This window comes from Paenarthrobacter nitroguajacolicus (assembly GCF_031455195.1).
Lineage (GTDB): Bacteria > Actinomycetota > Actinomycetes > Actinomycetales > Micrococcaceae > Arthrobacter > Arthrobacter nitroguajacolicus_D.
On record NZ_JAVDSH010000001.1, the window covers coordinates 1 to 23,249 of the forward strand.

At 62.2% G+C, this 23,249-nt stretch carries 25 protein-coding genes, 2 tRNA genes and 1 other RNA gene; 18 read left to right on the top strand and 10 right to left on the bottom strand.

All coding sequences use genetic code 11. From position 1 onward, the window contains the following. Nucleotides 1–507: 507 nt before the first annotated feature. The 7 genes from J2Y68_RS00005 (at nucleotide 508) to J2Y68_RS00035 (ending at nucleotide 5,456) form a co-directional block, all read left to right on the top strand. Nucleotides 508–927: a DUF3052 domain-containing protein gene (locus J2Y68_RS00005; RefSeq protein WP_211712171.1), complete on the top strand. Its 420-nt coding sequence runs from the start codon at nucleotides 508–510 to the stop codon at nucleotides 925–927. Continuing rightward, a complete protein-coding gene (locus tag J2Y68_RS00010) occupies nucleotides 924–1,427 on the top strand; it encodes a peroxiredoxin (protein ID WP_397334628.1) in 504 nt (167 codons plus the stop codon). The genes J2Y68_RS00005 and J2Y68_RS00010 overlap by 4 nt, the downstream gene beginning before the upstream one ends. Next, nucleotides 1,424–2,380 carry an NAD-dependent protein deacetylase gene (locus J2Y68_RS00015; RefSeq protein ID WP_309988209.1) on the top strand — a complete coding sequence of 319 codons (957 nt, stop codon included), beginning with the start codon at nucleotides 1,424–1,426 and terminating at the stop codon, nucleotides 2,378–2,380. Before J2Y68_RS00010 ends, J2Y68_RS00015 begins: the two co-directional genes overlap by 4 nt. A 77-nt stretch (nucleotides 2,381–2,457) precedes the next feature. Then, nucleotides 2,458–2,533: transfer RNA gene (locus J2Y68_RS00020), tRNA-Val, on the top strand. Nucleotides 2,534–2,657: 124 nt separating this feature from the next. After that, entirely contained in the window at nucleotides 2,658–2,948 is a 291-nt protein-coding gene (locus tag J2Y68_RS00025) for a hypothetical protein (protein ID WP_309988212.1), read from the top strand. A gap of 225 nt (nucleotides 2,949–3,173) precedes the next feature. After that, a complete protein-coding gene (locus tag J2Y68_RS00030) occupies nucleotides 3,174–3,968 on the top strand; it encodes an IclR family transcriptional regulator (RefSeq protein WP_211712174.1) in 795 nt (264 codons plus the stop codon). A 129-nt stretch (nucleotides 3,969–4,097) separates the two neighbouring features. After that, a complete protein-coding gene (locus J2Y68_RS00035) occupies nucleotides 4,098–5,456 on the top strand; it encodes an MFS transporter (RefSeq protein WP_397334629.1) in 1,359 nt (452 codons plus the stop codon). Between the two features lie 404 nt (nucleotides 5,457–5,860). Here the strand turns inward: J2Y68_RS00035 and J2Y68_RS00040 are convergent, their stop codons facing one another. Next, nucleotides 5,861–6,013, bottom strand: coding sequence for a hypothetical protein (locus J2Y68_RS00040; RefSeq protein ID WP_309988218.1), 153 nt, complete (start codon nucleotides 6,011–6,013; stop codon nucleotides 5,861–5,863). 107 nt (nucleotides 6,014–6,120) lie between these two features. Further along, on the bottom strand, nucleotides 6,121–7,188 hold the full coding sequence (locus tag J2Y68_RS00045) for a D-2-hydroxyacid dehydrogenase (protein ID WP_309988221.1): 1,068 nt from the start codon (nucleotides 7,186–7,188) through the stop codon (nucleotides 6,121–6,123). Between the two features lie 70 nt (nucleotides 7,189–7,258). On the opposite strand from J2Y68_RS00045, the gene J2Y68_RS00050 reads away from it, so the two are divergent. From J2Y68_RS00050 to J2Y68_RS00060, 3 genes are read left to right on the top strand one after another with little or no spacing between them, the layout of a single operon-like run. Further along, complete coding sequence (locus J2Y68_RS00050) at nucleotides 7,259–8,170, top strand: NAD(P)-dependent oxidoreductase (RefSeq protein ID WP_309988223.1); 912 nt, start codon at nucleotides 7,259–7,261, stop codon at nucleotides 8,168–8,170. 35 nt (nucleotides 8,171–8,205) lie between these two features. Next, nucleotides 8,206–8,976 (top strand): SDR family oxidoreductase, encoded by a 771-nt coding sequence (locus tag J2Y68_RS00055; RefSeq protein WP_309988224.1) that lies wholly within the window; start codon nucleotides 8,206–8,208, stop codon nucleotides 8,974–8,976. Next, nucleotides 8,976–10,025 carry an L-idonate 5-dehydrogenase gene (locus J2Y68_RS00060; protein ID WP_309988227.1) on the top strand — a complete coding sequence of 350 codons (1,050 nt, stop codon included), beginning with the start codon at nucleotides 8,976–8,978 and terminating at the stop codon, nucleotides 10,023–10,025. The genes J2Y68_RS00055 and J2Y68_RS00060 overlap by 1 nt, the downstream gene beginning before the upstream one ends. 10 nt (nucleotides 10,026–10,035) lie before the next feature. Here J2Y68_RS00060 and J2Y68_RS00065 read toward each other — a convergent pair whose 3' ends face one another. Further along, a complete protein-coding gene (locus J2Y68_RS00065; protein WP_309988230.1) occupies nucleotides 10,036–10,764 on the bottom strand; it encodes a FadR/GntR family transcriptional regulator in 729 nt (242 codons plus the stop codon). Between the two features lie 239 nt (nucleotides 10,765–11,003). Between J2Y68_RS00065 and gndA the strand changes: the two genes are divergently transcribed. Then, nucleotides 11,004–12,440, top strand: a complete 1,437-nt coding sequence (gndA, locus tag J2Y68_RS00070; RefSeq protein WP_309988233.1) for an NADP-dependent phosphogluconate dehydrogenase — start codon at nucleotides 11,004–11,006, stop codon at nucleotides 12,438–12,440. A gap of 102 nt (nucleotides 12,441–12,542) precedes the next feature. Then, nucleotides 12,543–13,385, top strand: a complete 843-nt coding sequence (locus tag J2Y68_RS00075; RefSeq protein ID WP_309988234.1) for an oxidoreductase — start codon at nucleotides 12,543–12,545, stop codon at nucleotides 13,383–13,385. On the opposite strand, the gene epsC is transcribed toward J2Y68_RS00075, so the two are convergent. From epsC to msrA, 3 genes are all read right to left on the bottom strand, one after another. Beyond that, nucleotides 13,382–13,966, bottom strand: coding sequence for a serine O-acetyltransferase EpsC (gene epsC / locus J2Y68_RS00080; RefSeq protein ID WP_235522091.1), 585 nt, complete (start codon nucleotides 13,964–13,966; stop codon nucleotides 13,382–13,384). The two genes, J2Y68_RS00075 and epsC, sit on opposite strands and share 4 nt — an antisense overlap. A 41-nt stretch (nucleotides 13,967–14,007) precedes the next feature. Further along, nucleotides 14,008–14,943 (bottom strand): cysteine synthase A, encoded by a 936-nt coding sequence (gene cysK, locus J2Y68_RS00085; RefSeq protein ID WP_011775088.1) that lies wholly within the window; start codon nucleotides 14,941–14,943, stop codon nucleotides 14,008–14,010. A gap of 66 nt (nucleotides 14,944–15,009) precedes the next feature. After that, complete coding sequence (msrA, locus tag J2Y68_RS00090) at nucleotides 15,010–15,534, bottom strand: peptide-methionine (S)-S-oxide reductase MsrA (RefSeq protein ID WP_309988236.1); 525 nt, start codon at nucleotides 15,532–15,534, stop codon at nucleotides 15,010–15,012. A gap of 114 nt (nucleotides 15,535–15,648) precedes the next feature. Between msrA and J2Y68_RS00095 the strand changes: the two genes are divergently transcribed. Continuing rightward, nucleotides 15,649–16,560: a Nif3-like dinuclear metal center hexameric protein gene (locus tag J2Y68_RS00095; protein WP_309988239.1), complete on the top strand. Its 912-nt coding sequence runs from the start codon at nucleotides 15,649–15,651 to the stop codon at nucleotides 16,558–16,560. Between the two features lie 89 nt (nucleotides 16,561–16,649). Next, the gene (locus J2Y68_RS00100) at nucleotides 16,650–17,387 is read left to right on the top strand and encodes a zinc ribbon domain-containing protein (protein ID WP_211712187.1); all 738 of its coding nucleotides are present in this window, start codon (nucleotides 16,650–16,652) and stop codon (nucleotides 17,385–17,387) included. Nucleotides 17,388–17,399: 12 nt separating this feature from the next. Here the strand turns inward: J2Y68_RS00100 and J2Y68_RS00105 are convergent, their stop codons facing one another. Further along, complete coding sequence (locus J2Y68_RS00105) at nucleotides 17,400–18,164, bottom strand: YaaA family protein (protein ID WP_309988242.1); 765 nt, start codon at nucleotides 18,162–18,164, stop codon at nucleotides 17,400–17,402. 58 nt (nucleotides 18,165–18,222) lie between these two features. Between J2Y68_RS00105 and rnpB the strand changes: the two genes are divergently transcribed. From rnpB to J2Y68_RS00125, 4 genes are all read left to right on the top strand, one after another. Continuing rightward, an RNA gene (gene rnpB / locus J2Y68_RS00110) (RNase P RNA component class A) lies at nucleotides 18,223–18,613 on the top strand. Between the two features lie 263 nt (nucleotides 18,614–18,876). Further along, complete coding sequence (locus tag J2Y68_RS00115; RefSeq protein WP_309988245.1) at nucleotides 18,877–20,364, top strand: glyceraldehyde-3-phosphate dehydrogenase; 1,488 nt, start codon at nucleotides 18,877–18,879, stop codon at nucleotides 20,362–20,364. 74 nt (nucleotides 20,365–20,438) lie between these two features. Beyond that, nucleotides 20,439–20,648, top strand: a complete 210-nt coding sequence (locus J2Y68_RS00120; protein ID WP_309988247.1) for a hypothetical protein — start codon at nucleotides 20,439–20,441, stop codon at nucleotides 20,646–20,648. A 122-nt stretch (nucleotides 20,649–20,770) separates the two neighbouring features. Next, on the top strand, nucleotides 20,771–21,571 hold the full coding sequence (locus J2Y68_RS00125) for an HNH endonuclease family protein (RefSeq protein WP_309988250.1): 801 nt from the start codon (nucleotides 20,771–20,773) through the stop codon (nucleotides 21,569–21,571). On the opposite strand, the gene J2Y68_RS00130 is transcribed toward J2Y68_RS00125, so the two are convergent. The 3 genes from J2Y68_RS00130 to J2Y68_RS00140 all read right to left on the bottom strand — a co-directional run bounded on the left by J2Y68_RS00130 (nucleotide 21,556) and on the right by J2Y68_RS00140 (nucleotide 23,161). Then, complete coding sequence (locus tag J2Y68_RS00130) at nucleotides 21,556–22,383, bottom strand: acyltransferase domain-containing protein (protein WP_309988253.1); 828 nt, start codon at nucleotides 22,381–22,383, stop codon at nucleotides 21,556–21,558. The two genes, J2Y68_RS00125 and J2Y68_RS00130, sit on opposite strands and share 16 nt — an antisense overlap. 3 nt (nucleotides 22,384–22,386) lie before the next feature. After that, on the bottom strand, nucleotides 22,387–22,959 hold the full coding sequence (def, locus tag J2Y68_RS00135; protein ID WP_309988256.1) for a peptide deformylase: 573 nt from the start codon (nucleotides 22,957–22,959) through the stop codon (nucleotides 22,387–22,389). A 126-nt stretch (nucleotides 22,960–23,085) separates the two neighbouring features. Then, nucleotides 23,086–23,161, bottom strand: a tRNA-His gene (locus J2Y68_RS00140). Nucleotides 23,162–23,249: the final 88 nt, after the last annotated feature.

Here is a 23,249-nt window from a genome sequence, read left to right on the forward strand (position 1 = left end):
AAGGGACTCAATCCACTCCGCAGTCTCTTCCGGATCACGATCAGGCAGCTGGGCAGTCAACCCGCTGAGGATGTGTGAGGTCTCTTCTCCTACAGACACGTCCAACCTTCCTTTAGGCGCATTCATCGGCGCCTCAGGTCTGGCAGGGTAACTGCCCGTCGTGAACGCGTCGTGTGCGACATTTCGGTTTCAACAGCCCGGTCCGATGCGCCGGGCAGGTCTTGTGAGCGCTTGGCTGCCCAGTAGAATTCTTTGGGGCGATCGCCCTGCAGCCATAGCGCTCATGGCCACTCTAGCTTTCACTGCGCCGGGATGCGTAGCCGCAGGCCCCGGGGGGCGTTGTATGTCACACCCGCAGGGCCTCCGTGACGGAAACCACGCCGTTGTCGTGGCCTCGAAACGCCCCCGGTAGTGCGGAATGTGGCCCCGGGCAGGGACAATGGCTTGAAGCACACGCCCAAAGGGTGTTGGCTGTTAGTAATGGAAGTCACTTCAAAAGGAGGAAACGTGAGCGAGGCCGACGCCGCCACATCGGTAAATGTGGCGGAACGAATGGGTTTCAAAGATGGGGATCTGATTCAGGAGCGCGGCTACGACGACGACGTCGACTTCGACTTGCGTGACGACATCGAAGATGTCACGGGATCCGAACTGTTGGATGAAGACGATCATGACGTAGTGGATGCCGTTGTCTTCTGGTGGCGCGATGGCGACGGTGATCTTGTTGATGCCCTCATGGATTCGCTCACCACCTTGAAGGAAGGTGGAGTTGTTTGGGTCCTGACGCCCAAGTCAGGTCGTGACGGCTACGTTTCCCCGGCCGACATCCAGGACGCAGCTCCGACATCCGGGTTGCACCTGACCACCTCCGCCGGTGTGTCCAAGGACTGGAGTGCCACGCGCCTGGTGCCGAAGAAGAACAAGTGACCGAAGCCCAACTGGCGCCGGCCCAGATGACGGCGCCAGCCGTTGGTGATTCTGCGCCGGAGTTTGCATTGGTCAATCAATACGGGGAACCGGTTCGATTGTCCGATTACCGTGGCCGGAACGTTGTTGTAGTGTTTTTCCCTTTCGCTTTCTCGGGCATTTGCACGGGGGAGTTGTGTGAGATCCGCGACAACATCGCTGCCTTCGACGATGCGAACGCCACCGTCTTGGCCATTTCCGTGGACAGTAAGTTTTCCCAGCGGGCGTATGCCCAAAGCGAGGGCTTCGGGTTCGACCTCCTCGCCGATTTCTGGCCTCACGGTGCCGTTGCCCAGGCATACGGCGTGTTCGACGCCGACAGTGGGATGGCGCTGAGGGGAACATTCATTATCGACGCCGGCGGCACCATCCGATACGCGGTTGTCAATCCAAGGGGCCAAGCCCGTGACTTCGCCGAATACCGCCGCGCCATGGCGGACTTGGTTGGGCATTCGTCATGAGCCGCGTCCGGCCAGGGGTGGGCATGACTGGCTTTGCCAGCATGGACCCTGAGCCAGCCGTCCAGCTCCAACCAGGTGAGTTGGAGGCGGTGTCGGAGGCACGGCACTTCCTGGACGGCAAGCCGTTGGCTGTCCTTACGGGCGCCGGCCTGAGCACGGATTCAGGTATCCCTGATTATCGGGGACCCGGTTCCGCGCCGCGGAACCCCATGACCTACCAGGAGTTCATCGGCAGTGCCTCCAACCGTCGCCGCTACTGGGCCCGCAACCACATAGGTTGGTCCCATCTCCGGCATGCCGACCCGAACGCCGGACACGCCGCCATCGCGCTGATGGAGAAGCGGGGACTTCTTACGGGCCTCATCACCCAGAACGTGGACCGGCTCCACGAGGACGCCGGAAGCGTCAACGTGGTGGATTTGCACGGGCGGTTCGATCAGGTCATCTGCCTCGACAACGGGCACATTTTCAGCAGGCAGCTGATCGCGGCCATTCTCGAGGAGATCAACCCGGGCTTCCTGGAAGCCGCACTGGATTCCGGGGTGGTGGAAATGGCTCCGGACGCCGATGCCACGGTGGAAGATCCTGAACTTATCACCTCGTTTGTGGTGGCGGTTTGTCCCATCTGCGGCGGGACGCTGAAGCCGAACGTCGTCTATTTCGGCGAGAACGTACCCAAGGACCGCGTGGCACGCGCTTATGGGATGGTGGACGACGCCGATGCCCTCCTGGTGGCGGGGTCGTCGCTGACGGTGCAGAGCGGCCTTCGCTTCGTCCGTCACGCCGCAAAAGCCGGCACGCCCGTGGTCATCATCAATAGGGGTCCCACCCGCGGCGATACCCTTGCTACGGTAAAACTCGACCTCGGAGTGAGCGGCGCTTTGGACTACTTGGCACGGACGCTGCCCGACATTTCGGGAACTCCAAGGCCGATTGGTGTTTCCGGCACATAATCATGTAGAGTCATTGTTCGTTGGTTGAAGCGCTGAGGAACTGAAAAGGTCCACAGGAAGCGTTGAAACCGCGTTTTGGGTCTTTAGCTCAGCTGGTAGAGCGCCACGTTTACACCGTGGATGTCATCGGTTCGATCCCGGTAGGACCCACCAAGCAACCCCGCCACGTCGTATCAGCAGGTACGACGCGGCGGGGTTTTTTGTTGTCCCAGCCGGGCCCGCAAGGCCTGGCATGCAGGTGCCTAAATTGTCAGTGGCGTTCCCTATGGTTTTGGACATGGAATCTGTTGACATCCGGACCACCGTCCAAGGCGCTCCCGTGGTGGTCCTGCGGGGTGGCCGCGAGTGGGACGTGGTGGCAGAGCCCGTCCGCTGGTTCGAGAGGGTCTCGTGGTGGGAACAGTCCAGGCGCATGCCCCGTGGGCACGGCCGGGTGGATGTCGAAATCTGGCAAGTCCAGGTGGATCCGGGAACGGGACCCCACTCCGGTGCGCTGACGTGGGAACTTGTGCGGGATGGCGATGCTGGGGGTTGGTACCTCCGCGGCGAGGAAGCGTTGGCTGCCTGAACCCGTGGGTTAAATGGATGAGCTCTCCACCACGACTATTGGGGGATGCCGCGGTGGAGAGCTCGAGAATGAATATACAGCGAACTTTTGGGTTTGGAAAGCGAGGCTACTGGCGCGGGCTTAAGGTGTCGTCAGGGCGGGCCGCGACGCTCCAAACGGTGAAGCACTATGATGAGTAGTGTTCAGCTGAATGAACAGCTAGAACTTTCATGACGAAGGAGAATCGTGGCAGATTCCCGCTCTACCCGCTCGGAGGGGCTGGGCGCGTCGTCGCCGGCTCCTGCCGTCACCCGTGCTGCCGCTGTGCTTGAGGCACTTGCCGGCTCGCCATCAGGGCGCCTGACCCTGAGTGACCTCTCGAGGGAACTTGGCATCCCCAAGTCCTCCACCTCCAATCTGCTCCTCGCGCTGGAGGAATCGCGCCTCATTACCCGCCAGGGGGCTGACTTCGCGCTGGGCCGGAAGCTGGTGGAGCTGGGTGCGGCGTATTTGAGCCGTCTGGACGAGGTGCAGGAGTTCTACAAGTATTGCGAGCAGGCTCCCACTCTTTCCGGTGAGACCGTCAGGATCGCCATGCTCGATGGCGACCACGTTATTTACCTTGCGCGATATGAAGGCCATCCAGCCGTGCGGCTGACCTCGAACATCGGCGACAAGATGCCGGTATCCCTGTGCAGCGTTGGCAAAGCCTTGTTGGCCCAGTTGCATGACCACGATATTGACGCGATGTTCCCCGATGGCATGTCGCTGCCTGTCATGACTGCGAACTCGCTGCGCACGGCCGAGGAGCTGAAGGCGCAGATTTCGACCATCCGCACCCAAGGATTCGCCTTCGAGGACGAGGAGTCCACGGTGGGGGTCGTCTGCCTGGCGGTGCCCGTACCCACCCATGGGGCCCACGGCCCCAGCCTGGGCCTCTCTGTAACCGCCCTGAAGGCGACGTATTCGGAGGAACAGGGCGCCCTGATGGTGAAGGAACTCAAGGAATTGGCCCGGTCCTTGGGCAACCCTATGGGATAGCGGTTATAAATCTGATTTTAGTCTTGGCAACATGTTCATCACGCTGTACGCTGTTCAACATAGTGATCTTGGCGGTGATGCCATCACTATCTCGCTGGGCCAACGGGGGCCTGGGGTGATTTTGAGGGAGTGCTTGTGACAACTCGTACTAAGACAAAGTTCGCGGCGGAAGCCGACGAAGCCGTCGTCGAACCGGAGCAGCTTCGGCGGGCGACGTTGGCCAGCTCTGTAGGTTCCGCTCTGGAGTACTACGATTTCTACATTTATGGCCTGGCTTCTGCGCTGATCTTCGGGCCCCTGTTTTTCGCGCCTCTCGGTCCGGATGGGGCACTGATCGCATCGTTCGCTACGTATGGCGTTGGCTTTGCGGCACGGCCGTTTGGCGGCCTGATCTTCGGTTACATTGGTGACCGGTTCGGCCGGAAGATGGTCCTGATCCTAACCATTGCGTTGATGGGAACGGCGAGCTTCGCCATCGGACTCCTCCCCACCTTCGAGCAGGCAGGGATGCTGGGTGCGGTTCTGCTCGTCACCCTCCGCATCGTCCAGGGGCTCGGCGCCGGTGCCGAGCAGGCCGGCGCAACCACGCTGATATCGGAAGTGGCACCGCGCCGCCGTCGTGGTTTCTTCGCTTCCTTGCCATTCGTCGGAATCCAGCTCGGCACCCTCCTGGGCGCGGGAACGTTCGCCCTTATCGCCATGGCGGATAAGTCCGTCCTGCAAGGCTGGCTGTGGCGCGTGCCCTTCCTGGCCAGCTTCATCCTGATCGTCATCGCGATTTTCATCCGGCTCAAGCTCAAGGAGACGCCAGCGTTCCAGGAGTTGGAAAAGCACAAGAACGTGGTCAAGAACCCGATCAGTGCCCTATGGAAGCACTCCAGGAAGAACGTGCTGATTGGCATTGGCCTGCGGATGGGCGAAAACGGAAACTCGTCCATCTACTCGGCACTTCTGGTTTCGTTCATGAGCATGCCCGCGGGCGTCTTTGCTGGAAACAATTCCATTGGTCCGGTCGGCCTGCTGATTGCGGCTGGTTTCGCGGCAGTCCTCGTTGTGACCTTCGGAGCGCTTTCGGACAAGTATGGCCGGGTGCCGATCTACCGCTACGGTGCGCTGTTCCAAGCCATTATTGCCGTGCCGGCCTTCTACCTGGTGACGTTGGGCAACGTCACGCTGGTATGGGTGGTCATGGCTGTGGGTATCGCCATTGGCGTTCAGTCGATGCTCGGCCCGCAGTGCCCACTCCTCCCGGAACTCTTTGGCTCGCAGTACCGCTTTACGGGCGTGGCGATGAGCCGTGAGATCTCAGCCGTCCTGGCAGGCGGGCTGGCACCCCTGCTCGGTGCGCTGATGCTGGCCGCCACGAACCACTCGTGGCTGGTGCTGGCCATCTACTCCCTGGTCCTGGCGTTGATTTCCTTTGTAACAACCTTCTTCACCCCGGAGACGGCCGGTCGCGACCTCGTCAGCACCGAAGACGCACGGTAGCTTCCGGAGTAGGTACACACAACGCACGGCGGCGCGGTCCTTCCAAGAGGAGGGGCCGCGCCGCTGCCATGTGGAACCAAAGGATTTCCGACTCTTCCGGTTATGGTCGGTTCGGTTTGACGATGCTTCCAGAGAGGGGTGCGGACGCATACCATCCCGTACCTCTGCGTCTCCTCTGTCTGCCGGGGATACTAGCGGTGATGAGATTGCTTCGTGCTTTGCGTGCAGCCCGGACGTGGGGGTGCCACGTCTACGGAAGCAGCGCGCAGGCACGCCGTCTTCGTAGGACTTTAGCTCGACTCCGTAGCCGTCACCGAGCTCATCCGCCAAGGACTGGGCGAGGCGGTTGCCTTCGGTCGTGAAGCGGGCGGCAAGATCCTTGGACTTCCAGGTAACGCTCGGGGTCAGCGACGCGTCGTAGGACCGCCCCAGGCTTGCAGTTCGCGAACAAGGCTGCGCGTGAGGCCGGTGATGTCGTAGTCGATAGGCGAATCAAGCCACAGCGCCGTATCGCCGTAATCCGGGAACAGGCGCACTGTGGTGCGCTGGTGTGCCATCGCGCAATCCATAGGAAGTTACTACTGCCGTGCACGACGAGGGGCGCGGCCCGCTGAAGTTCCGGGCCGCGCCCCTCTGCGCGCACTGCTTGGGTGGAATGGAAGAATCAGTAGAAGTGGACGGGATCAACCAGGTGGGGGAGTTCGCCGCCGTCCAGGAAAGTACGCAGGTTGCTGCAGAAACGTTCGGTGATGAGGCGGTTCTCGGCTTCGCTCAGGGCCGAGGTGTGCGGTGACACGAGTACCTGGGGGTGGTTCCACAATGGACTGTCCTGCGGGAGCGGCTCGACGGCGAAGACGTCAAGGCACGCGTAGGACACCTGGCCGTTTTGGAGTGCCTCGTGCAACGCTTCCTCGTCCACGACGGTTCCACGGCCCACATTAACGAACACAGCCCCGGGCTTCATCGCGGAGAAAATTTCGCGGTTGAACAGCTTCTCCGTATAAGGGGTGCCGGGCAGGGTGTTCACCACTGCATCAGCACCGGCAACCAGGGTGGCCAGGCCGTCGTTGGTGGTGACCTCCTCGATGCCCTCAATGGCTTCGACGTTGCGCTTGGTCCCGCTGACTTTCATGCCCAGGGCACGGGCTATACGCGCCGTTTCCATGCCGATCTCACCCAAGCCAGTGATGACCAGCGTGGAACCGTTGACGAGTTTGGTGGGTGTCCGCAGCTCGGGCCAGATCCTGGAGGCCTGGTCACGGGCCATTTCGGCGCTCCGCTTGAAGCCGTTGAGGATGCCGAAGGCCGAGAATTCTGCCAGCGGCAGGGCATGGACCCCGGCCGAAGTGGTTACCTTGAACTTGCGCAGTGCTTCGGTGTCCAGGCCCGAGGCCTTGACGGCGCCGCCCGCTCCGGCAGCCATGGCATGGATCCATTGCAGGTGCGGATTGCTTTCGGCCACCTTGGCCAGTCCGGCGGGGCTTTCGTTGGGGAAGCCGTAGAGGACTTGTGCCCTGTTCAGCATGGCCCAATAGCGTTCTTCCTGCTCGGGCGTCCGCTTGAAGTTGGGGTCGCCGGCATGGTCGGCGGGGAAGCGCTCAGGCGGCAGGAGCTCAGGATCGTAGAGAACCGTTACGGAGGGATCAACAGCGCGGATCAGCTCTACGTGCTCTGCTTCGAGCGGCACAGCGATGGCGATGGTAAGTTCATCAGTCGTCATAGTGTTCATCATACTGAATGGAGGCTAGGATATTGAACAGAGTTTGCTGAGATGACCACAAAGAAGTGAGGTGTTACACCGCATGACCGGGAAACATGTGGGCTTTGTTGGCCTGGGGCTCATGGGTGCGCCCATGACCGCCAACATCGCCAAGGCCGGGTGGGTTGTCTCCGGGTGGAACCGCTCCGAGAAGGCCTTCAAGGACCTCCCAACGGTCCAGCGCGCGGCCACGGTGGCCGACCTCCGCGATCAGGAGGCAATCATCTTCATGCTCCCCGACCTGCCGTATATCGAGGAAGCCGCTGAGGGCTTGCTCGAATCCTGGCGAGGCGCGCCGCCGAAGCCGGGCACCGCCGTCGTCATCATGAGCAGCGTCTCCCCAACTGCGGTCCGGCAGTTCGGCGAAACCGTCCACCAAGCGAGCAGCGGCAACGCAATAGTGATGGACGCCCCGGTCAGTGGCGGAACCGCAGGTGCGCGGGAAGGAACCCTGGCCATCATGGTTGGTGCCGACGAACCCCACTTCGAGGCACTCAAGCCGCTTTTCGAGGCCATGGGAACCACCGTGCGACGCATGGGGCCACTTGGGTCAGGATCACTTGCCAAAGCCTGCAACCAACTCATCGTCGGAACCACGACGGCGGCACTCGCCGAGGCGGCCGAACTTGCCGAACGCTCCGGCATGGACGTGGACGCGCTCTTTGAGGTCCTCTCCGGCGGGCTCGCCGGAAGCCGGGTGCTGGACAACGTTGGTCCGCGACTCGCTGCCAAGGACTACGCGCCGACGGGACCGGCCAAGTTCATGCACAAGGACCTCGGATTCGTCCTTGACAGTGCTGAAGCTGCCGGCTCCGCCGTCCCCCTGGCCACAGCCGCGATCGGGCTGTACGCCGAACTGGGGCGCCAAGGACTCGGAGACCAGGACCTTGCCGTCGTCCGGCAAACCATCGCCAACCTGAGCCAGACCCCAACCGCGACGTCGAGCAGCAACTGAGCCGGCGCAACCTAAGAAGGAATGAAAAACAAACCATGAGTGGACTTTTCGATCTGACCGGCCGGGTTGCCTTGGTCACTGGTTCAAGCCGGGGGATCGGCAACGCCCTGGCCAGGGGCCTTGCCGACGCAGGCGCCACGGTGGTGCTCAACGGCATCAGCGCTGAACGACTTGACGCCGCGCAGGAGGCAATGGCCGCTGACTACCCGGCGGGCAGAATCCACAGTCGGGCCTTCGACGTCACCGACCCGGTGGCCGCTGCGGAAGGTGTGGCGTGGATAGAGAAGAACGTCGGGCCGCTCGACATTCTGGTGAACAACGCCGGGATCCAGCACCGGGTCCCCATGCTGGACCTCGACGTCAAGGACTGGGACCGGGTGATCACCACGGACCTGACCAGCGCGTTCCTGGTGGGCCGTGAAGCCGCCAGGCACATGATCCCCAGGGGGCACGGCAAAATCATCAACATCTGTTCGGTCCAGACAGACCTCGCCCGACCAACCATCGCCCCCTACGTCGCCGCCAAGGGCGGGCTGCGCAACCTCACCCGCGCCATGACCGCCGAGTGGGCAGCGTCGGGCCTGCAGATCAACGGGATCGCACCCGGTTACATCCACACCGAGATGACGCAGAACCTGGTGGACGACACTGACTTCAACACCTGGATCCTTGGCCGAACTCCTGCCAACAGGTGGGGGACCGTCGCGGATCTTGCCGGGCCGACAGTCTGGCTGGCATCCCAGGCGTCCAACTTCGTCAACGGCCAGACCATCTTCGTCGACGGTGGAATGACGGTGGTGGTCTAATGGGCATCACACTTCCCCAGTCCGCTCCGGCCGTGGTCGCCCACGGCAAGGACGACCTCCGCATTGAAGACCTTCCGCTGACCGAACCCGAGCAGGACCAGTCGATTGTCGAAATCGCCTACGGCGGCATCTGCGGCTCCGACCTGCACTACTGGCTGCACGGCGCAGCGGGGGAGTCCATCCTCAAGGAGCCCATGGTCCTGGGCCACGAAATCGTTGGCATCGTGGTCCAGCAGGCAGCGGATGGAACCGGACCCGGGGTGGGAACGCCCGTGGCCGTTCACCCGGCAACGCCCGCCCCCGGCGATGCCAGATACCCCGAAGACCGGCCCAACCTTTCCCCGGGATGCACGTACCTGGGCAGCGCCGCCCGCTACCCGCACACCGACGGTGCCTTCAGCCGTTACGCAAACCTGCCATCAAGGATGCTGCGCCCCCTGCCGGAGAACCTGGACCTCCGGACGGCTGCCCTGGTGGAACCGGCCAGTGTCGCGTGGCACGCTGTGGCACGTGCGGGGGACGTCCGAGGAAAGACTGCGCTCGTCATCGGAAGTGGCCCCATCGGCGCGCTCGCGGTCGCGGTCCTGAAGCGGGCCGGCGCGGCCCGGATCGTCGCCGTAGACATGCACGACAAGCCACTGGAGATCGCGCAAAAAGTTGGTGCGGACGCAGTACTCAAAGGTGACGAAGCGGACGCCATAGCGGCTGTGGAGGCCGACGTCGTGATTGAATCTTCGGGCAGCCATTACGGACTGGCCTCTGCCATCAAGGGAGCAACCCGCGGCGGCAAAGTGGTCATGGTGGGGCTGCTCCCGTCGGGGCCGCAGCCGGTGTTCATCTCCCTGGCCATCACCCGGGAACTCGAATTGCTGGGTTCATTCCGCTTCAATGACGAAATCGAGGAAGTCATCGCAGCGCTCGCCGACGGTTCACTCTTCGTGGATCCTGTGGTCACGCACGAATTCGACCTTGCCCACGGTTTGGAGGCCTTTGACGTGGCGAAAAACCCGGCTGTGTCCGGCAAGGTCCTGCTGAACTTCCGCGGGTAGCTTGCGCCAGCTAGTTTTTGGCGACAGGAACAAACACGCGGGGTTGGTCGTCCCAACTGGGGGCCAACTCCGCGATGGTTTGCCGCATGATCCGGGCGGCTGCGTCCCGCGCCACAGGACCGTCGCCTGCCTCGATGGCATGCGCAACATCCATGTGCCACTGCAGGGCCTGCTTTTGGGGGTGCTCCGGCATCAGGCCGTGCACCGTCCTGCCGGTCAGCGTTTCGGTGACCTGGCCGATCAGGTTCGCGAACATCTCGTTGCCCGAGCCGGAGAGCACCAGGGCATGGAACCGGATGTCGAGGTCCAGGAACGTAGCCATGTCGCCGGCGTCGCCGGCTTCCTTCATGGCATGGGAGATGCCCACCAATTCCTTGCGGAGCGCTTCCGGGGCGTTGCCGGCGGCAAGTTCAGCTGCCACCGGCTCGACGGCGGAACGCAGCTCCGCCAAGGAACGCAACTGGGCTCCACGTCCTTCGCCGGCCAGTCGCCAGCGAATAACCAAGGGATCGAAGGGATTCCAACGGTGGGCCGGGAGGACTCGGATTCCCACGCGCTTGATGGTCTCCACCAGTCCCAACGACTGAAGCACCCGAACGGCTTCGCGGACCACCGAACGGGAAACCTTGAGCTCGTCTTCCAAATGCTCCGCCAACATGACATGGCCAGTGGGAAGGGCGCCCCCGACTATGCGGGTCCCCAGATGCTCAACGGCGCGGTGGTGGAGGCTGGTTGACATAGAGGTAAGCATAGTGGCGCAGGGAGCCTGGGTGCGCAGCTTTGGTCCGTGCACCCCCCCCGGGAGCCAATGCGGGCAGGCCGCATCATAGACTGATTATGACGCGGCACCGTTCCACTTGGTGGGCGCCGCTTTCCTGCCCCTCACTTAAATACGTATGGTTTATTACAGCCCCTGGTTTTGATTTTGCTTCCTGCGTGTCCGCAGGACTGTTTGTACACGAACGAATTGGAGTTTTGATGTCAGCACACATCGGTGTCACCGGCCTTGCGGTGATGGGCGCCAACCTGGCCCGCAACCTCGCACGCAACGGCTTCACCGTGGCGCTCCACAACCGCTCCGTGGAAAAGACCGACGCCCTGCTGGAGAAGCACGGCTCGGAAGGCGACTTCATTCGCACCGAGACGCTGCAGGAACTCGTCGACTCCCTCGAAAAGCCCCGGCGCGTCCTCATCATGGTCAAGGCAGGCGCACCCGTTGATAACGTCATCGAGCAGCTCGAACCGCTGCTTGAGGCCGGCGACATCATCATCGACGCCGGCAACTCGCACTACGAGGACACCCGTCGCCGCGAAGCTGCCCTGGCGAAGAAGGACCTTCACTTCGTTGGCGTCGGTGTTTCCGGCGGCGAAGAGGGCGCGTTGAACGGCCCGTCCATCATGCCCGGTGGATCCAAGGAGTCCTACGACGCCCTCGGCCCGCTGCTGGAAAAGATTTCCGCCAAGGTCGACGGCGAACCCTGCTGCGCTTGGATCGGCACAGACGGTGCGGGCCACTTCGTCAAGATGGTCCACAACGGCATCGAATACGCCGACATGCAGGTCATCGGTGAAGCATTCGACCTCCTCCGCTCGGGTGCCGGCATTGAGCCTGCGGAGCAGGCAAAGATCTTCACCGAGTGGAACAAAGGCGATCTGTCCTCCTTCCTGATCGAGATCTCCGCTGAGGTCCTGGGCCACGTTGATGCAAAGACCGGCAAGCCGTTCGTTGACGTCGTCGTGGACGCCGCAGGCCAGAAGGGCACCGGACGCTGGACCGTTATCTCCGCCCTCGAGCTCGGCTCGCCGGTGTCCGGCATTGCAGAGTCCGTGTTCGCCCGTGCGTTGTCCTCGCAGGCCGAGCAGCGCAGGCTCGGCCAGGAACTGCTGGCCGGCGAAGAAGCCTCGGTGGAAATCCCCGAAACATTCGTCGAGGACGTTCGCCAGGCGCTTTACGCCTCCAAGCTGGTCTCCTACGCCCAGGGCCTGGACATGCTGACCTCCGCTGCCAAGGAATACGGCTGGGATCTCAAACTGGACGAGATCGCTTCGCTGTGGCGCGCGGGCTGCATCATCCGTGCAGAACTGCTCAAGGACATCACCAAGGCATACGCTGCCGACGAGAAGCCCGCCAACCTGCTCTTCGCACCGGCCTTCACCAAGGCCATCGCGGAGGCTCTGCCGGCCTGGCGCCGCGTCGTAGCCACCGCCGTGCAGCTGGGCATTCCCGTGCCGGTGTTCTCCTCCTCGCTGGCTTACTACGACGGACTGCGCCGCAAGCGCGTCGCCGCTGCCCTGATCCAGGGCCAGCGCGACCTCTTCGGTGCACACACCTACGGTCGCGTCGACACCGAAGGTACCTTCCACACCCTGTGGGGCGAAGACAAGTCCGAGATCTCGGCTGTCGACACCCACTAGCAGCATCGCGCTGAAGGCCGGTTCCCTCCCACTAGGCTGGGAGGAGCCGGCCTTTGCCGTGCCGGGTGCCGGTGCGCTGGCCGCCAGCAAAGGACCAAAGCCATGACAGCGCGGATCGCACTCGTTACAGGGGCCTCCACGGGAATCGGTTTCGAGACCGCCATCGCCCTGAAGGACTCCGGCTTTATCGTCTACGCGGGTGCTCGCCGTGTTGAAAGGATGGAGCCCCTCAAGCTGCGTGGAATCTCTGTCCTGTCCTTGGACGTGACATCGGAGCAGTCCATGGCAACCGCAGTGGCATCGGTGGTAAAGGCCCATGGAAGGGTAGATGTGCTGGTGAACAACGCCGGTTACGGGTCCTACGGGTCACTGGAGGAAGTTCCCCTCGATGAAGGCAGGCGCCAGTTCGAGGTCAACGTCATGGGGCTGGCACGAATGACGCAGCTGGTCATTCCCGGCATGCGCAGGGCCGGTTCCGGCCGGATCATCAATGTCACGTCCATCGGCGGAAAAATCTACGAGCCCCTGGGCGCCTGGTATCACGGCACCAAATTCGCAGTGGAGGGTATGAGCGACTCGCTGCGCCTGGAACTAAGACCCCACGGCGTGGACGTGGTCATCATCGAACCCTCGGGAACGGATTCCGGGTGGGGAACCATTGCAGGGACTGGACTGTTGGCCAACTCGGGGGAGGGACCGTATAAAGACCAAGCCCATGTCGTTGCTGCGGCGTTGGCTTCCACCTCCGGGTCCGGCCACGTCCTCTCAACTCCTGCCCGGGTGGTCGCCAACACGATTGTCCGCGCCGCCAACGCAAAACGCCCCAGGACCCGTTACCCGGTAGGTAGGGGAGCCTGGAGCGTCCTGGCGATGCGCAGAATTCTTCCGGACAGGATCTTCGACGCCGTGTTCCTGAATTTCTACAGGAGACTGGCAGGAGGCTAGATCCGGTACTCGATGTAGTACTCGGCCGGATCCACGGCAGGCTTGGTTTCCGAACGCGCATCTCGATGCCGCCATGTGGCCGGGATCCCCGTGATGATGGATTCCGGGGGAGCATCCTTCACCACTACGGCGTTGGCGCCCACTGCGCTGTCCGCTCCGATGGTGATGGGGCCGAGGACCTTGGCGCCGGCGCCGATGGTCACGCGGTCGCCGATGGTGGGGTGCCGTTTGACCTTGGCCAGGGAGCGGCCGCCGAGGGTCACGCCGTGATAGATCATCACGTCCTCACCGATTTCGGCCGTCTCCCCGATGACCACTCCCATGCCGTGATCAATAAAGAACCTCCGGCCGATGGTAGCGCCGGGATGGATTTCGATACCCGTCAGGAACCTGGCCAGCTGTGAAATCAGGCGGGCAGGGAAGCGGAGTGCCGGGTTTTGCCACAGCCGGTGCGTTACCCGGTGCGCCCAGATGGCATGGAGGCCGGAGTAGGCGAAAAAGTTCTCAAAAGAGCCTCGAGCCGCCGGGTCGTGTGACCGGGCGGCGTCGAGGTCTTCCTTAAGCCTTGCGAAGAAGCTCACAAAGACCTTTCTACAGGAAATGACGGTGTGCGGGCCAAGTACTAGCCGCGGATGTCGTCGAACAGGACGGTGGAGATGTAACGCTCTCCAAAGTCACAGACGACGGCGACGATGAGCTTGCCGGCGTTCTCGGGACGCTTGGCCAACTCGAGGGCACCCCACACGATGGCGCCCGAGGAGATGCCGCCCAGGATGCCTTCGCGGGCACCGAGTTCACGGGCTACGCGGACAGAATCTTCCAACGTGGCGTCAAGGACCTCGTCGTAGACGTTGGTGTCGAGGATTTCGGGCACGAAGTTGGCGCCGATGCCCTGGATCTTGTGGGGGCCAGGTGCTCCGCCGTTGAGGATCGCGGAGTCCTTGGGCTCAACAGCTACGATCTGCACACCGGGCTTGCGCTCCTTGAGCACCTGGCCGACGCCGGTGATGGTGCCGCCGGTGCCTACGCCCGCAACAAAGATGTCCACTTCGCCGTCGGTGTCTTCCCAGACTTCCTCGGCCGTTGTGGTGCGGTGGATCGCAGGGTTGGCCTCGTTGGCGAACTGCTGTGCCCAGATGGAGTTTTCAGTGTTGGCCACGATTTCCTGGGCCTTTTCCACTGCCCCGCGCATGCCTTCAGAACCCGGGGTCAGGACGATCTCGGCACCGTAGGCGCGCAACATGACGCGACGCTCAGTGGACATGGTCTCCGGCATGGTCAGGATGACCTTGTAGCCGCGTGCCGCGCCAACCAGGGCCAAAGCGATGCCGGTGTTGCCGGACGTGCCCTCCACGATGGTTCCGCCGGGCTTCAAGGCGCCGGACTTCTCGGCGGCGTCAATGATGGCAACGCCGATGCGGTCCTTGACACTGTTGGCAGGGTTGTAAAACTCGAGCTTGACTGCAACGGTGGCGTCGAGGCCTTCGGTGAGCCGGTTCAAACGGACCAGCGGGGTGCGACCGACCAGCTGCGTGACGTCGTCGTAGATCCTTGCCATGAAGATTATGCCTATCTCTGAGGAGGGAATGCTGAGGTCAGCCTAACGAGCCGGATCGAAACCCTGCTAAGCAGTAAGCCATGCAGAGTAATATTTCCGCGCCTTCGCCAGCTTGGGGTTAATAATCACCTGGCAGTAGCCCTGGTAGGGGAACTTGGCGTAGTAATTCTGGTGCACTTCTTCAGCTTCGTAAAAGTCGGGAAGCCGGCTGACCTCGGTCACAATCGGGTCGGACCACAGGGCCTGGGCGCGCTCGATCGCTTCTTCGAACAGCACCTTTTCTTCGGTGGTGTTGTAAAACATCGACGAACGGTACTGGGTACCGACGTCGTAACCCTGGCGGTTCAAGGTGGTGGGGTCGTGGAGGGCGAAGAACATGTCCAGGATGACTTCCTCCGGAACAACTGTTTCGTCGAAGGTTACGGCCACGACCTCAGCATGGCCGGTGGTTCCGGAACAGACTTCGTAGTAGTCGGGATTGCGGACATGGCCGCCGGTATAGCCGGACACAACCGAGCTGACGCCGCGGGTTTTTTGGTAAACGGCATCCAGGCACCAGAAGCAGCCGCCGCCAAGTACGAAAGTTTTCATGTTCTCTTCAATGGATCGGAGGGCTTGATGATTCCCGCAACACCTTACGGGACAATAACGGCGACGGCGGGTGCCGGGACTGCCCGATTCGGCCCAGTAGGTAAGAATAAGAGTATGGAAGCAGTAAACACCGACATTTCTGATGCGGATTCCGGCGAAGATGACGGAACAGTTGAGGCCACGGGGGATCCCACGCTCGGTCAGGTGTTACTGGCTGTGGAGGAACTCTGGCCGGAGTCGCTGGCCGAGGATTGGGACGAGGTAGGCCTGGTTGCCGGCCGCCCCAATGTTCCGGTGAGCAAGGTTCTCTTTGCCGTGGACCCCACCCTGGAAGTCATCGATGAAGCCATCGAGTGGGGTGCCGAGCTGCTGATAACGCACCACCCCTTGCTTCTTAAGGGTGTGAATTCCGTTGCTGCTACGTCAGCCAAGGGCCTGGCCATTCATCGCCTCATAGAGGCCGGGACGGGATTGCTGACAGTGCATACCAATGGTGACTCGGCCGTCGGAGGTGTTTCCGACGTCCTGGCTGACGCCTTCGGATTGGAGAACGTCACGCCCCTGACACCGGCCAGCAACGGATTGCCGGAAGAGGGGATCGGCAGGGTGGGTGACCTTCCAGATCTTGAGACACTCGGTGATTTTGCAGCCCGTGTCTTTGAGATGCTCCCCGCAGTGGCTGGTGGCGTCCGGGTTGCCGGCGACAAGGACGGCCTGGTCCGCAGGGTGGCCGTTTGCGGTGGTGCAGGAGATAGTCTGCTGGCCGCGGTCCGCGCCAGCAACGCAGATGTCTACGTTACTGCGGACATGCGTCACCATCCGGCCTCCGAGGCCCGTGAAGGTGCCACGAATGGCCGTCCGTACCTGATCGACGTTTCACATTTCGCCAGCGAATGGCTGTGGCTCCCTGCTGCCGCCGAGGCCTTGGGGAACGTACTCGCAGACCAGGGTTTCGACGTCGAGATCCGGGTGAGCAGCACCAACAGCGATCCTTGGGACTTCATACTGACTCCCGGCGGGGACTAGAGTCTAGAAAGATATGGGCAGCCCCGACAGATAGGGGTTGTCCGGCCGCTCCTGATTTCCGGGACCGGCGGTAACAAGCGGAGGTAAGCGTGGCGAAAGCAGCACCGGCAGAACAATACAAATTGCTTGAACTGCAGGGGCTGGATGCCAAGCTCAAGTCGTTGGCCGGCCGTCGGCGGGTACTGGAAACGGATCCTCGCATCACTGACCTCACCGATGCCCTGAACGTGGCCAACGGTGAACTGGGTGCGGCAAAGGTTGCCGTCCACGATGCCGAGACGGAATTGCGTCGTGCCGAGGCTGATGTGGAGCAGGTGGCTACGCGCATCGAACGCGACGAGGCGAGGCTCAACAGCGGTACGGGGTTGTCGAAGGACCTGGTGGCGCTTCAGAGTGACATTGCCTCGCTGAACAAGCGCCGCTCGGACCTTGAGGACGTGGAGCTGGAGATCCTTGAGCGACTGGACACCCTTCGCGAACGCCAGGCCGCCCAGCAGTCGATCGTCGATGACATCCAGGGTTCCTTTGGCAGTATCCGCGCTGAGCTCGATGAATCCATAGCTGAAATTGCTGCCGAAGAAACCGTCGTTCGTGGGCAGCGGGCCGCTTTCGCGGATTCCCTGGACGCAGGACTCTTGGCAATCTACGAGAAGACGATTGCCAAGAGGGGAGTGGGCGCCGCCCGTTTGTTCCACGGCAAGTCCGAAGGTTCCGGGATGATGCTGAGCCCGGGCGACCTCGCCGAAGTCAAAGCTGCTGCGGAGGATGACATCGTTTTCTGCCCGGACTCAGGTGTGATCCTTGTCCGTTCGGCGGAGTGGAATTAAGCCGGACCGAACCTAGCCGGCCAGGATGATATTCAGCGCGTGCGGCTTGCGGGCCGTGCCCTCTACCAGTTCCGCGGTCCACACTTCCCGGGCTGCCTTGGCCAGTTGATCCGGAGTGGCGGGTGCCTTGCCGCGCCGTGTCAGAAGGTGCCGGGCCAGTTCACCCCGGGTGTGTTTGGCGAAGTGGCTGACCACCGTACGTTTGCCGTTTGCCTCACTGAAAACGTTGACGTTCACTGTCTGGACCGCCGGGGGAGCCCAGGCAGCTGCGTAGGTGCTGGAGCGGCAATCCACCACCAGTTCACCTTCGGCCCGTTTGGTGAGGGCGGCGTTAAGCTGCGGCTTCCAGTAGGAGGCGAGGCGTCCGACGTCGGGCAGTGCGGTTCCCATGGACAGGCGGTAGGCCGGAACATGGTCGCCGAAGCCGATGGCGCCCCACAACGCGGAGACCACCAGGATGGATTCGGTGGCTTTGCGTCGTTGGGTCGCGGTCATGCTCTTATAGCCCAGGGCGTCGTAAAGGACGCCGGAATAGACCTGATGCGCCGGGGCAGCCGGTTCGGCATGCAGCCGGGTATTGCGTTCGACGTCGTCCCGCAAGGAAGCGCCGACGCCCAGCAGCGCCAGGGCGTCCTCATGCGCGCTCACAGTCCCCAAGGCCTCAAGAACGGCGGCACGGTACTGGTTCAGCTCGGGAAAACTCAGTGACTCCCAGTCGATGGAGGGACCTTTGGGGGCGGGGGTTTTGCCTTCGGAAGGCGGAAGCAGAATCAGCACCAGTCGATATTACCGCCGGACTTTCGAGGGTCCCGACGCCGGTAGACTGTATGGCGGATGGGTCGACCAGGCGGTCGCGCGTCACGCAAGTGGCTCGAGGAACGTCCGGGCTCCGCAGGGCAGGGTGGTGGGTAACGCCCACTCGGGGTAACCCGCAGGCCAGTGCCACAGAGAACAGACCGCCTGCGCCCGGTGATGCTTGCATCGTGGGGCAGCAGGTAAGGGTGAAACGGTGGTGTAAGAGACCACCAGCTCCCTGGGTGACCGGGGAGGCTAGGTAAACCCCACCCGGAGCAAGGCCAGACAGGACACGTTTGAGGGCTGCCCGCCCGAGTGTCCGGGTAGGCTGCTGGAGGGCGTCGGCAACGGCGTTCGTAGATGGATGGCCGCTACTCCCATTCCGGTAACGGGAGGGATGACAGAACCCGGCGTATCGGTCGACCCATCCATTTATGACCAGCGCAAACAGTGCGTGTGAGTGATTTCACGCCTTCGAAAGGCCTGCGCCCCTTCCTTCCGCCCTAGAATGGTTACTGAACGTAGATGTTCTGCCGCCGGGACTGCGTTCGCAGCCGGCGGATTTTCTTTGCTCTCGTTCAAGGCGCTGTGGGTGGACCGAAGCCCGCTGGCGCATGTGCCGCAGGACTACTCCGGGCGGCCGCTGCCATCTGCATACGAGGACGTATGTGGTTGACCCAAGGAAGGTAGTTCTGTGAGCCAGACGTCAGATTCTTGTCTTGATAAGTGGATGGGCCGGGAGGCTCTCGCCGAGGCCATGATTCCGGTGATCGGCCGGTTGTACCGGGAAAACAACGTGGTCACCAGCATCCACGGCCGGAGCTTGATCAACAAGTCCACCATGAACATCCTGAAGGCCCACCGCTTCGCGCGCCGGATGAGCAACCACGAGCTTCTGCTCGAAGAAACCGCACCCCTGTTGAACGCCCTGTCGGAGCTCGAACTCGGTGCGGCAGCAATCGATATCGCACGTTTGACCGAGAAGTTCCGGGCTGAAGGCAATGGCGCCTCGCTGGATGAATACCTTCGCGCCGAGCTCGCTGAGATCGTTGGAAAGCGCGGAGCAGACGACCGCACCAGCACCGACGTCGTCCTTTATGGCTTCGGCCGCATCGGCCGCCTGCTGGCCCGTATCCTGATCGAAAAGGCCGGCGGCGGACACGGCCTTCGACTCCGCGCCATCGTTGTCCGCAAGGGTGCAGAGAACGACCTCGTCAAGCGCGCCAGCCTGCTGCGCCGCGACTCCGTGCACGGTTCCTTTGAAGGCACCATCCGCGTGGATGAAGAAGCCAACACCATCACCGCCAACGGCGTCCAGGTCCAGGTAATCTACTCGGACAACCCGGGCACGGTGGACTACACCGCTTACGGCATCAAGGATGCCTTGGTTGTGGACAACACCGGCCGTTGGCGCGACGCCGATGGCCTCTCCCAGCACCTGCAGAGCAAGGGCGTCGCCCGCGTGCTGCTCACTGCGCCGGGCAAGGGCGAGCTGAAGAACATCGTCCATGGCATCAACCACCGGGACATTAACGACGACGACAAGATCGTCACCGCCGCGTCCTGCACCACCAACGCCATCACTCCAGTACTGAAGGCCATCAACGACAAGTTCGGCATCATCCACGGCCACGTCGAAACGGTCCACTCGTTCACGAACGACCAGAACCTGATCGACAACTTCCATAAGGGCGATCGCCGCGGACGTTCTGCTGCGCTGAACATGGTCATCACCGAAACCGGTGCGGCCAAGGCTGTGGCCAAGGCGTTGCCCGAACTGCAGGGCAAGCTCACGGGTAACGCCATCCGTGTCCCCACCCCTGACGTTTCCATGGCCATCCTCAACCTGAACCTTGAGAACGGCACCACGCGGGACGAAGTCAACGCTTTCCTTCGCGAGATGTCCCTTCACTCGGACCTGCGCAAGCAGATTGACTACATAGACTCTCCCGATGTTGTTTCCACGGACTTCGTCGGTTCCCGCCGTGCAGGCATTGTTGATGGCCTCGCGACCATCTCCAACGACAAGAACCTGGTGCTTTACGTCTGGTACGACAACGAGTTCGGCTACTCCTGCCAGGTGGTCCGCGTCATGGAGGAAATGGCCGGAGTCAATCCGCCGTCGTTCCCCGCCAAGGACGTCATTGCCCCCATCGCGGTGCTCGAAACGGCTGGCGCCTAAAGCTCCCGGAACTATTCAGGGGTTTCCCGGCTGTGTCACTGGAAACAGCCGGGAAACCTGACCAAAATGGGCTCATGGAAAATGAATCAACCATTGAGCACGAAACCACACTCGAACACGCTCTTGACGTAGCGCGGGCCAACCACAAACAGGCCCAAAAACTCCTTGACCAGGCCGTGGCGGCCAATGCCACCGGCGATGTCACGGATCAGCGCGTTGAGCAGCTGCGCGGGCTGCTGCAAGTAGCAACCGAAGACCTTCAGCGCGTGATGCGGGAGCAGTAAAGCCCCCGCCGTTTACCGCCACCACAGTGTGACTGCTCCTCCACACTGTGGATACTGCTCTGGGTGTCGGAGCCTTGTCCTACGCTCGTAGGACACTGCCTGCCCCCACTGGACGGAGTCCCTTGAGTATCACCTGGTCTGCCTACAAACGCGCCCGGCGTAGGTCCCTTCAAGCCTGGGCCATTCTTGGCCTCGCGGCAGCAACTGTTGTTGCAGGCCTGTGCTGGTTTTTCACCACGGGCCAGTTTGGCGTCGCTGATCCCTGGACGGCCGGCCCCAGCGAGGCGCCCGTCTTCGACCAGACGTTCATGAAGCCTGTCAGTGGTGCAGCCCCGGTTGTTGCCGAAAGTGCAACTGCAGCTCTGGAGCGGCTTGCCGTGAAAGGCAGGGCACCGAAGTCGGACTATGACAGGGCAGCTTTCGGCCAGGCCTGGGCCGATATGGACCACAACGGATGCGACACCAGGAACGACATCCTGCACAGGGATCTTTCCGCGGTCGAATTCACGGCTGGTTCATCCTGCAAAGTCTCTGGGGGAGTCTTCGACGAGCCATACACGGGTGCCCACGTGACCTTCCGCAGGGGGCAGGACACCAGCGCCGCCGTCCAAATCGACCATGTAGTGGCTCTCGCCGATGCATGGCAGAAAGGTGCCCAGCAGCTGACGGCACGGCAGCGGCAAACGCTGGCCAACGACCCCCTGAACCTCATCGCGGCTGATGGTCCGGCCAACGTCAAGAAAGGGGCCGGGGACGCCGCGACCTGGCTGCCGGCAAACAAGAATTTCCGCTGCCACTATGTAGCGCGGCAAATCTCGGTGAAGACTGCCTACAAGCTCTGGGTTACCGCGGCCGAGAAAGACGCCATGAAGCGCGTACTGTCCGGATGCCCAGAGCAGCAAACCGTCTATAACGCCAGGTGACCATGCCCCAGTTGCCAGGTGCCGCCGTCGTCGATCCTTTCCAGCACGACGCGCTGGAGTGACGTTTCGCGTGGCAGCTTATCCAGGCCCTGCAGGCCGCGCTGGCGGAACGTAAAGTACACGGCATCGGTGGGTGCATCCGTGCATCGGTCCAGTGTGAAACGCCGTGCGAAAGAAGCTATGTTGCTGTCCGGAAGCCGCTCAACGAGGTAGGGATCGAGCATCCATGAGTCGCACGTGGCAGTGGCCACCCGTTTGTCCGGAAAATGCCGGGAGAAAAAGCCCCGAGCCTCGGCAAAGCTCGCGTCAACCAAGGCAGGAGACAAGCCTCCGTCCTCAGGAATGTGAACGCCAAGCTCCCACGCGGAACCGTGGTGTTGGTCTGTGCTTTCAGAGTTCCTGACCAAGTGGAACTGCAGGCGGCCCAAGCGAAACAGGTTTCCGGCCATGTGATGCGTCAGCCAACTCCAGGTGTCCAGCCCAAAGACGCCGTGAACCCGCCGGTTGATGCGCAGTTGCAGCCCAACGTCGCCCAATGACGCCGCCGACACCATAGGACTGATTCCCAGGTCCTCGTGGTAGGAGTGAACCGCCGGGGCGAAACGGAGCAAGGCTTCGATCCAGTCTGTCTCGCTGGCGTCACTTGCCTGGATGCTGTCCAGAGGGAACGTCCCGAGGCGCTCCTGCATGGCAGCCATGGCCTGCAGCACGGCCGCGCTGGGCGGTGTCGCCAAGAGGGTGGAACATTCCGCGGCGTCGTCGCCTGAGATGTCCAGGAGCTCGAAGAGTTCTGTTTGGGCGCTGGTGGCCATGGGTCAGTGTCCGAAGGGATCGGGGTCGACGCCGGGCATCCAAGTCAGTCCAGGCACGCCCCAACCGTTCTTCTTGGCCTGCTTCATGGCCTTCCTGGCGTACCGGTCCGTCAGGCGGTTCACGTAGAGTTTCCCGTCAAGATGGTCGAACTCGTGCTGCAGGATCCGGGCGAACCAGCCGGTTGCCTCGAAGTCCACCGGCTTACCGTCGCCGTCGAAGCCCTGGACGCGGGTCCACTCGGCACGCTGCAAGGGGTAATACTCGCCAGGGAAAGACAGGCAGCCTTCGACGTGTTCGTCAGGGTCCGGTGCCGCGCCAGAGATTTTGGAGAGGGTCAGTACCGGATTGACCACTACGCCCTGTTCCGGGACGTCGTCGTCATTGGCGTACTTGTAGACAAAGATGCGCTTACCCACGCCGATCTGGGGTGCCGCCAGTCCAACTCCGTTAGCGGCTTCATTGGTTTCGAACATGTCCGCTATCAAGGCGCGGAGTTCGTCGTCGAATACCTCGACTTCGTTAGCCCGGCGATGCAGGACAGGTTCGCCCCAGATGGTGACTGGCAGGACGGTCATGTCAGTTCTTCCTTTATTGACGCTGTGATCCCGAAGCGGCTTCGGCCCTGGATCGGGTTAAAAGCAAAGGCCGCACCGGATAACCGGTACGGCCTTTGTGGAAACCGGCTCTGCAGCCAATCTCGGTGGGGTGAGCTACGGGGGTTGAACCCGCGACCTCCTGGACCACAACCAGGCGCTCTGCCAACTGAGCTAAGCCCACCATGTGCCTTTTGCGGCTAGTCCGTCTGACCGGCTTTCCTCGAAGGCAACGACAAATAGCTTACCTGCTGTTTTGGGGTGCAAAGTCC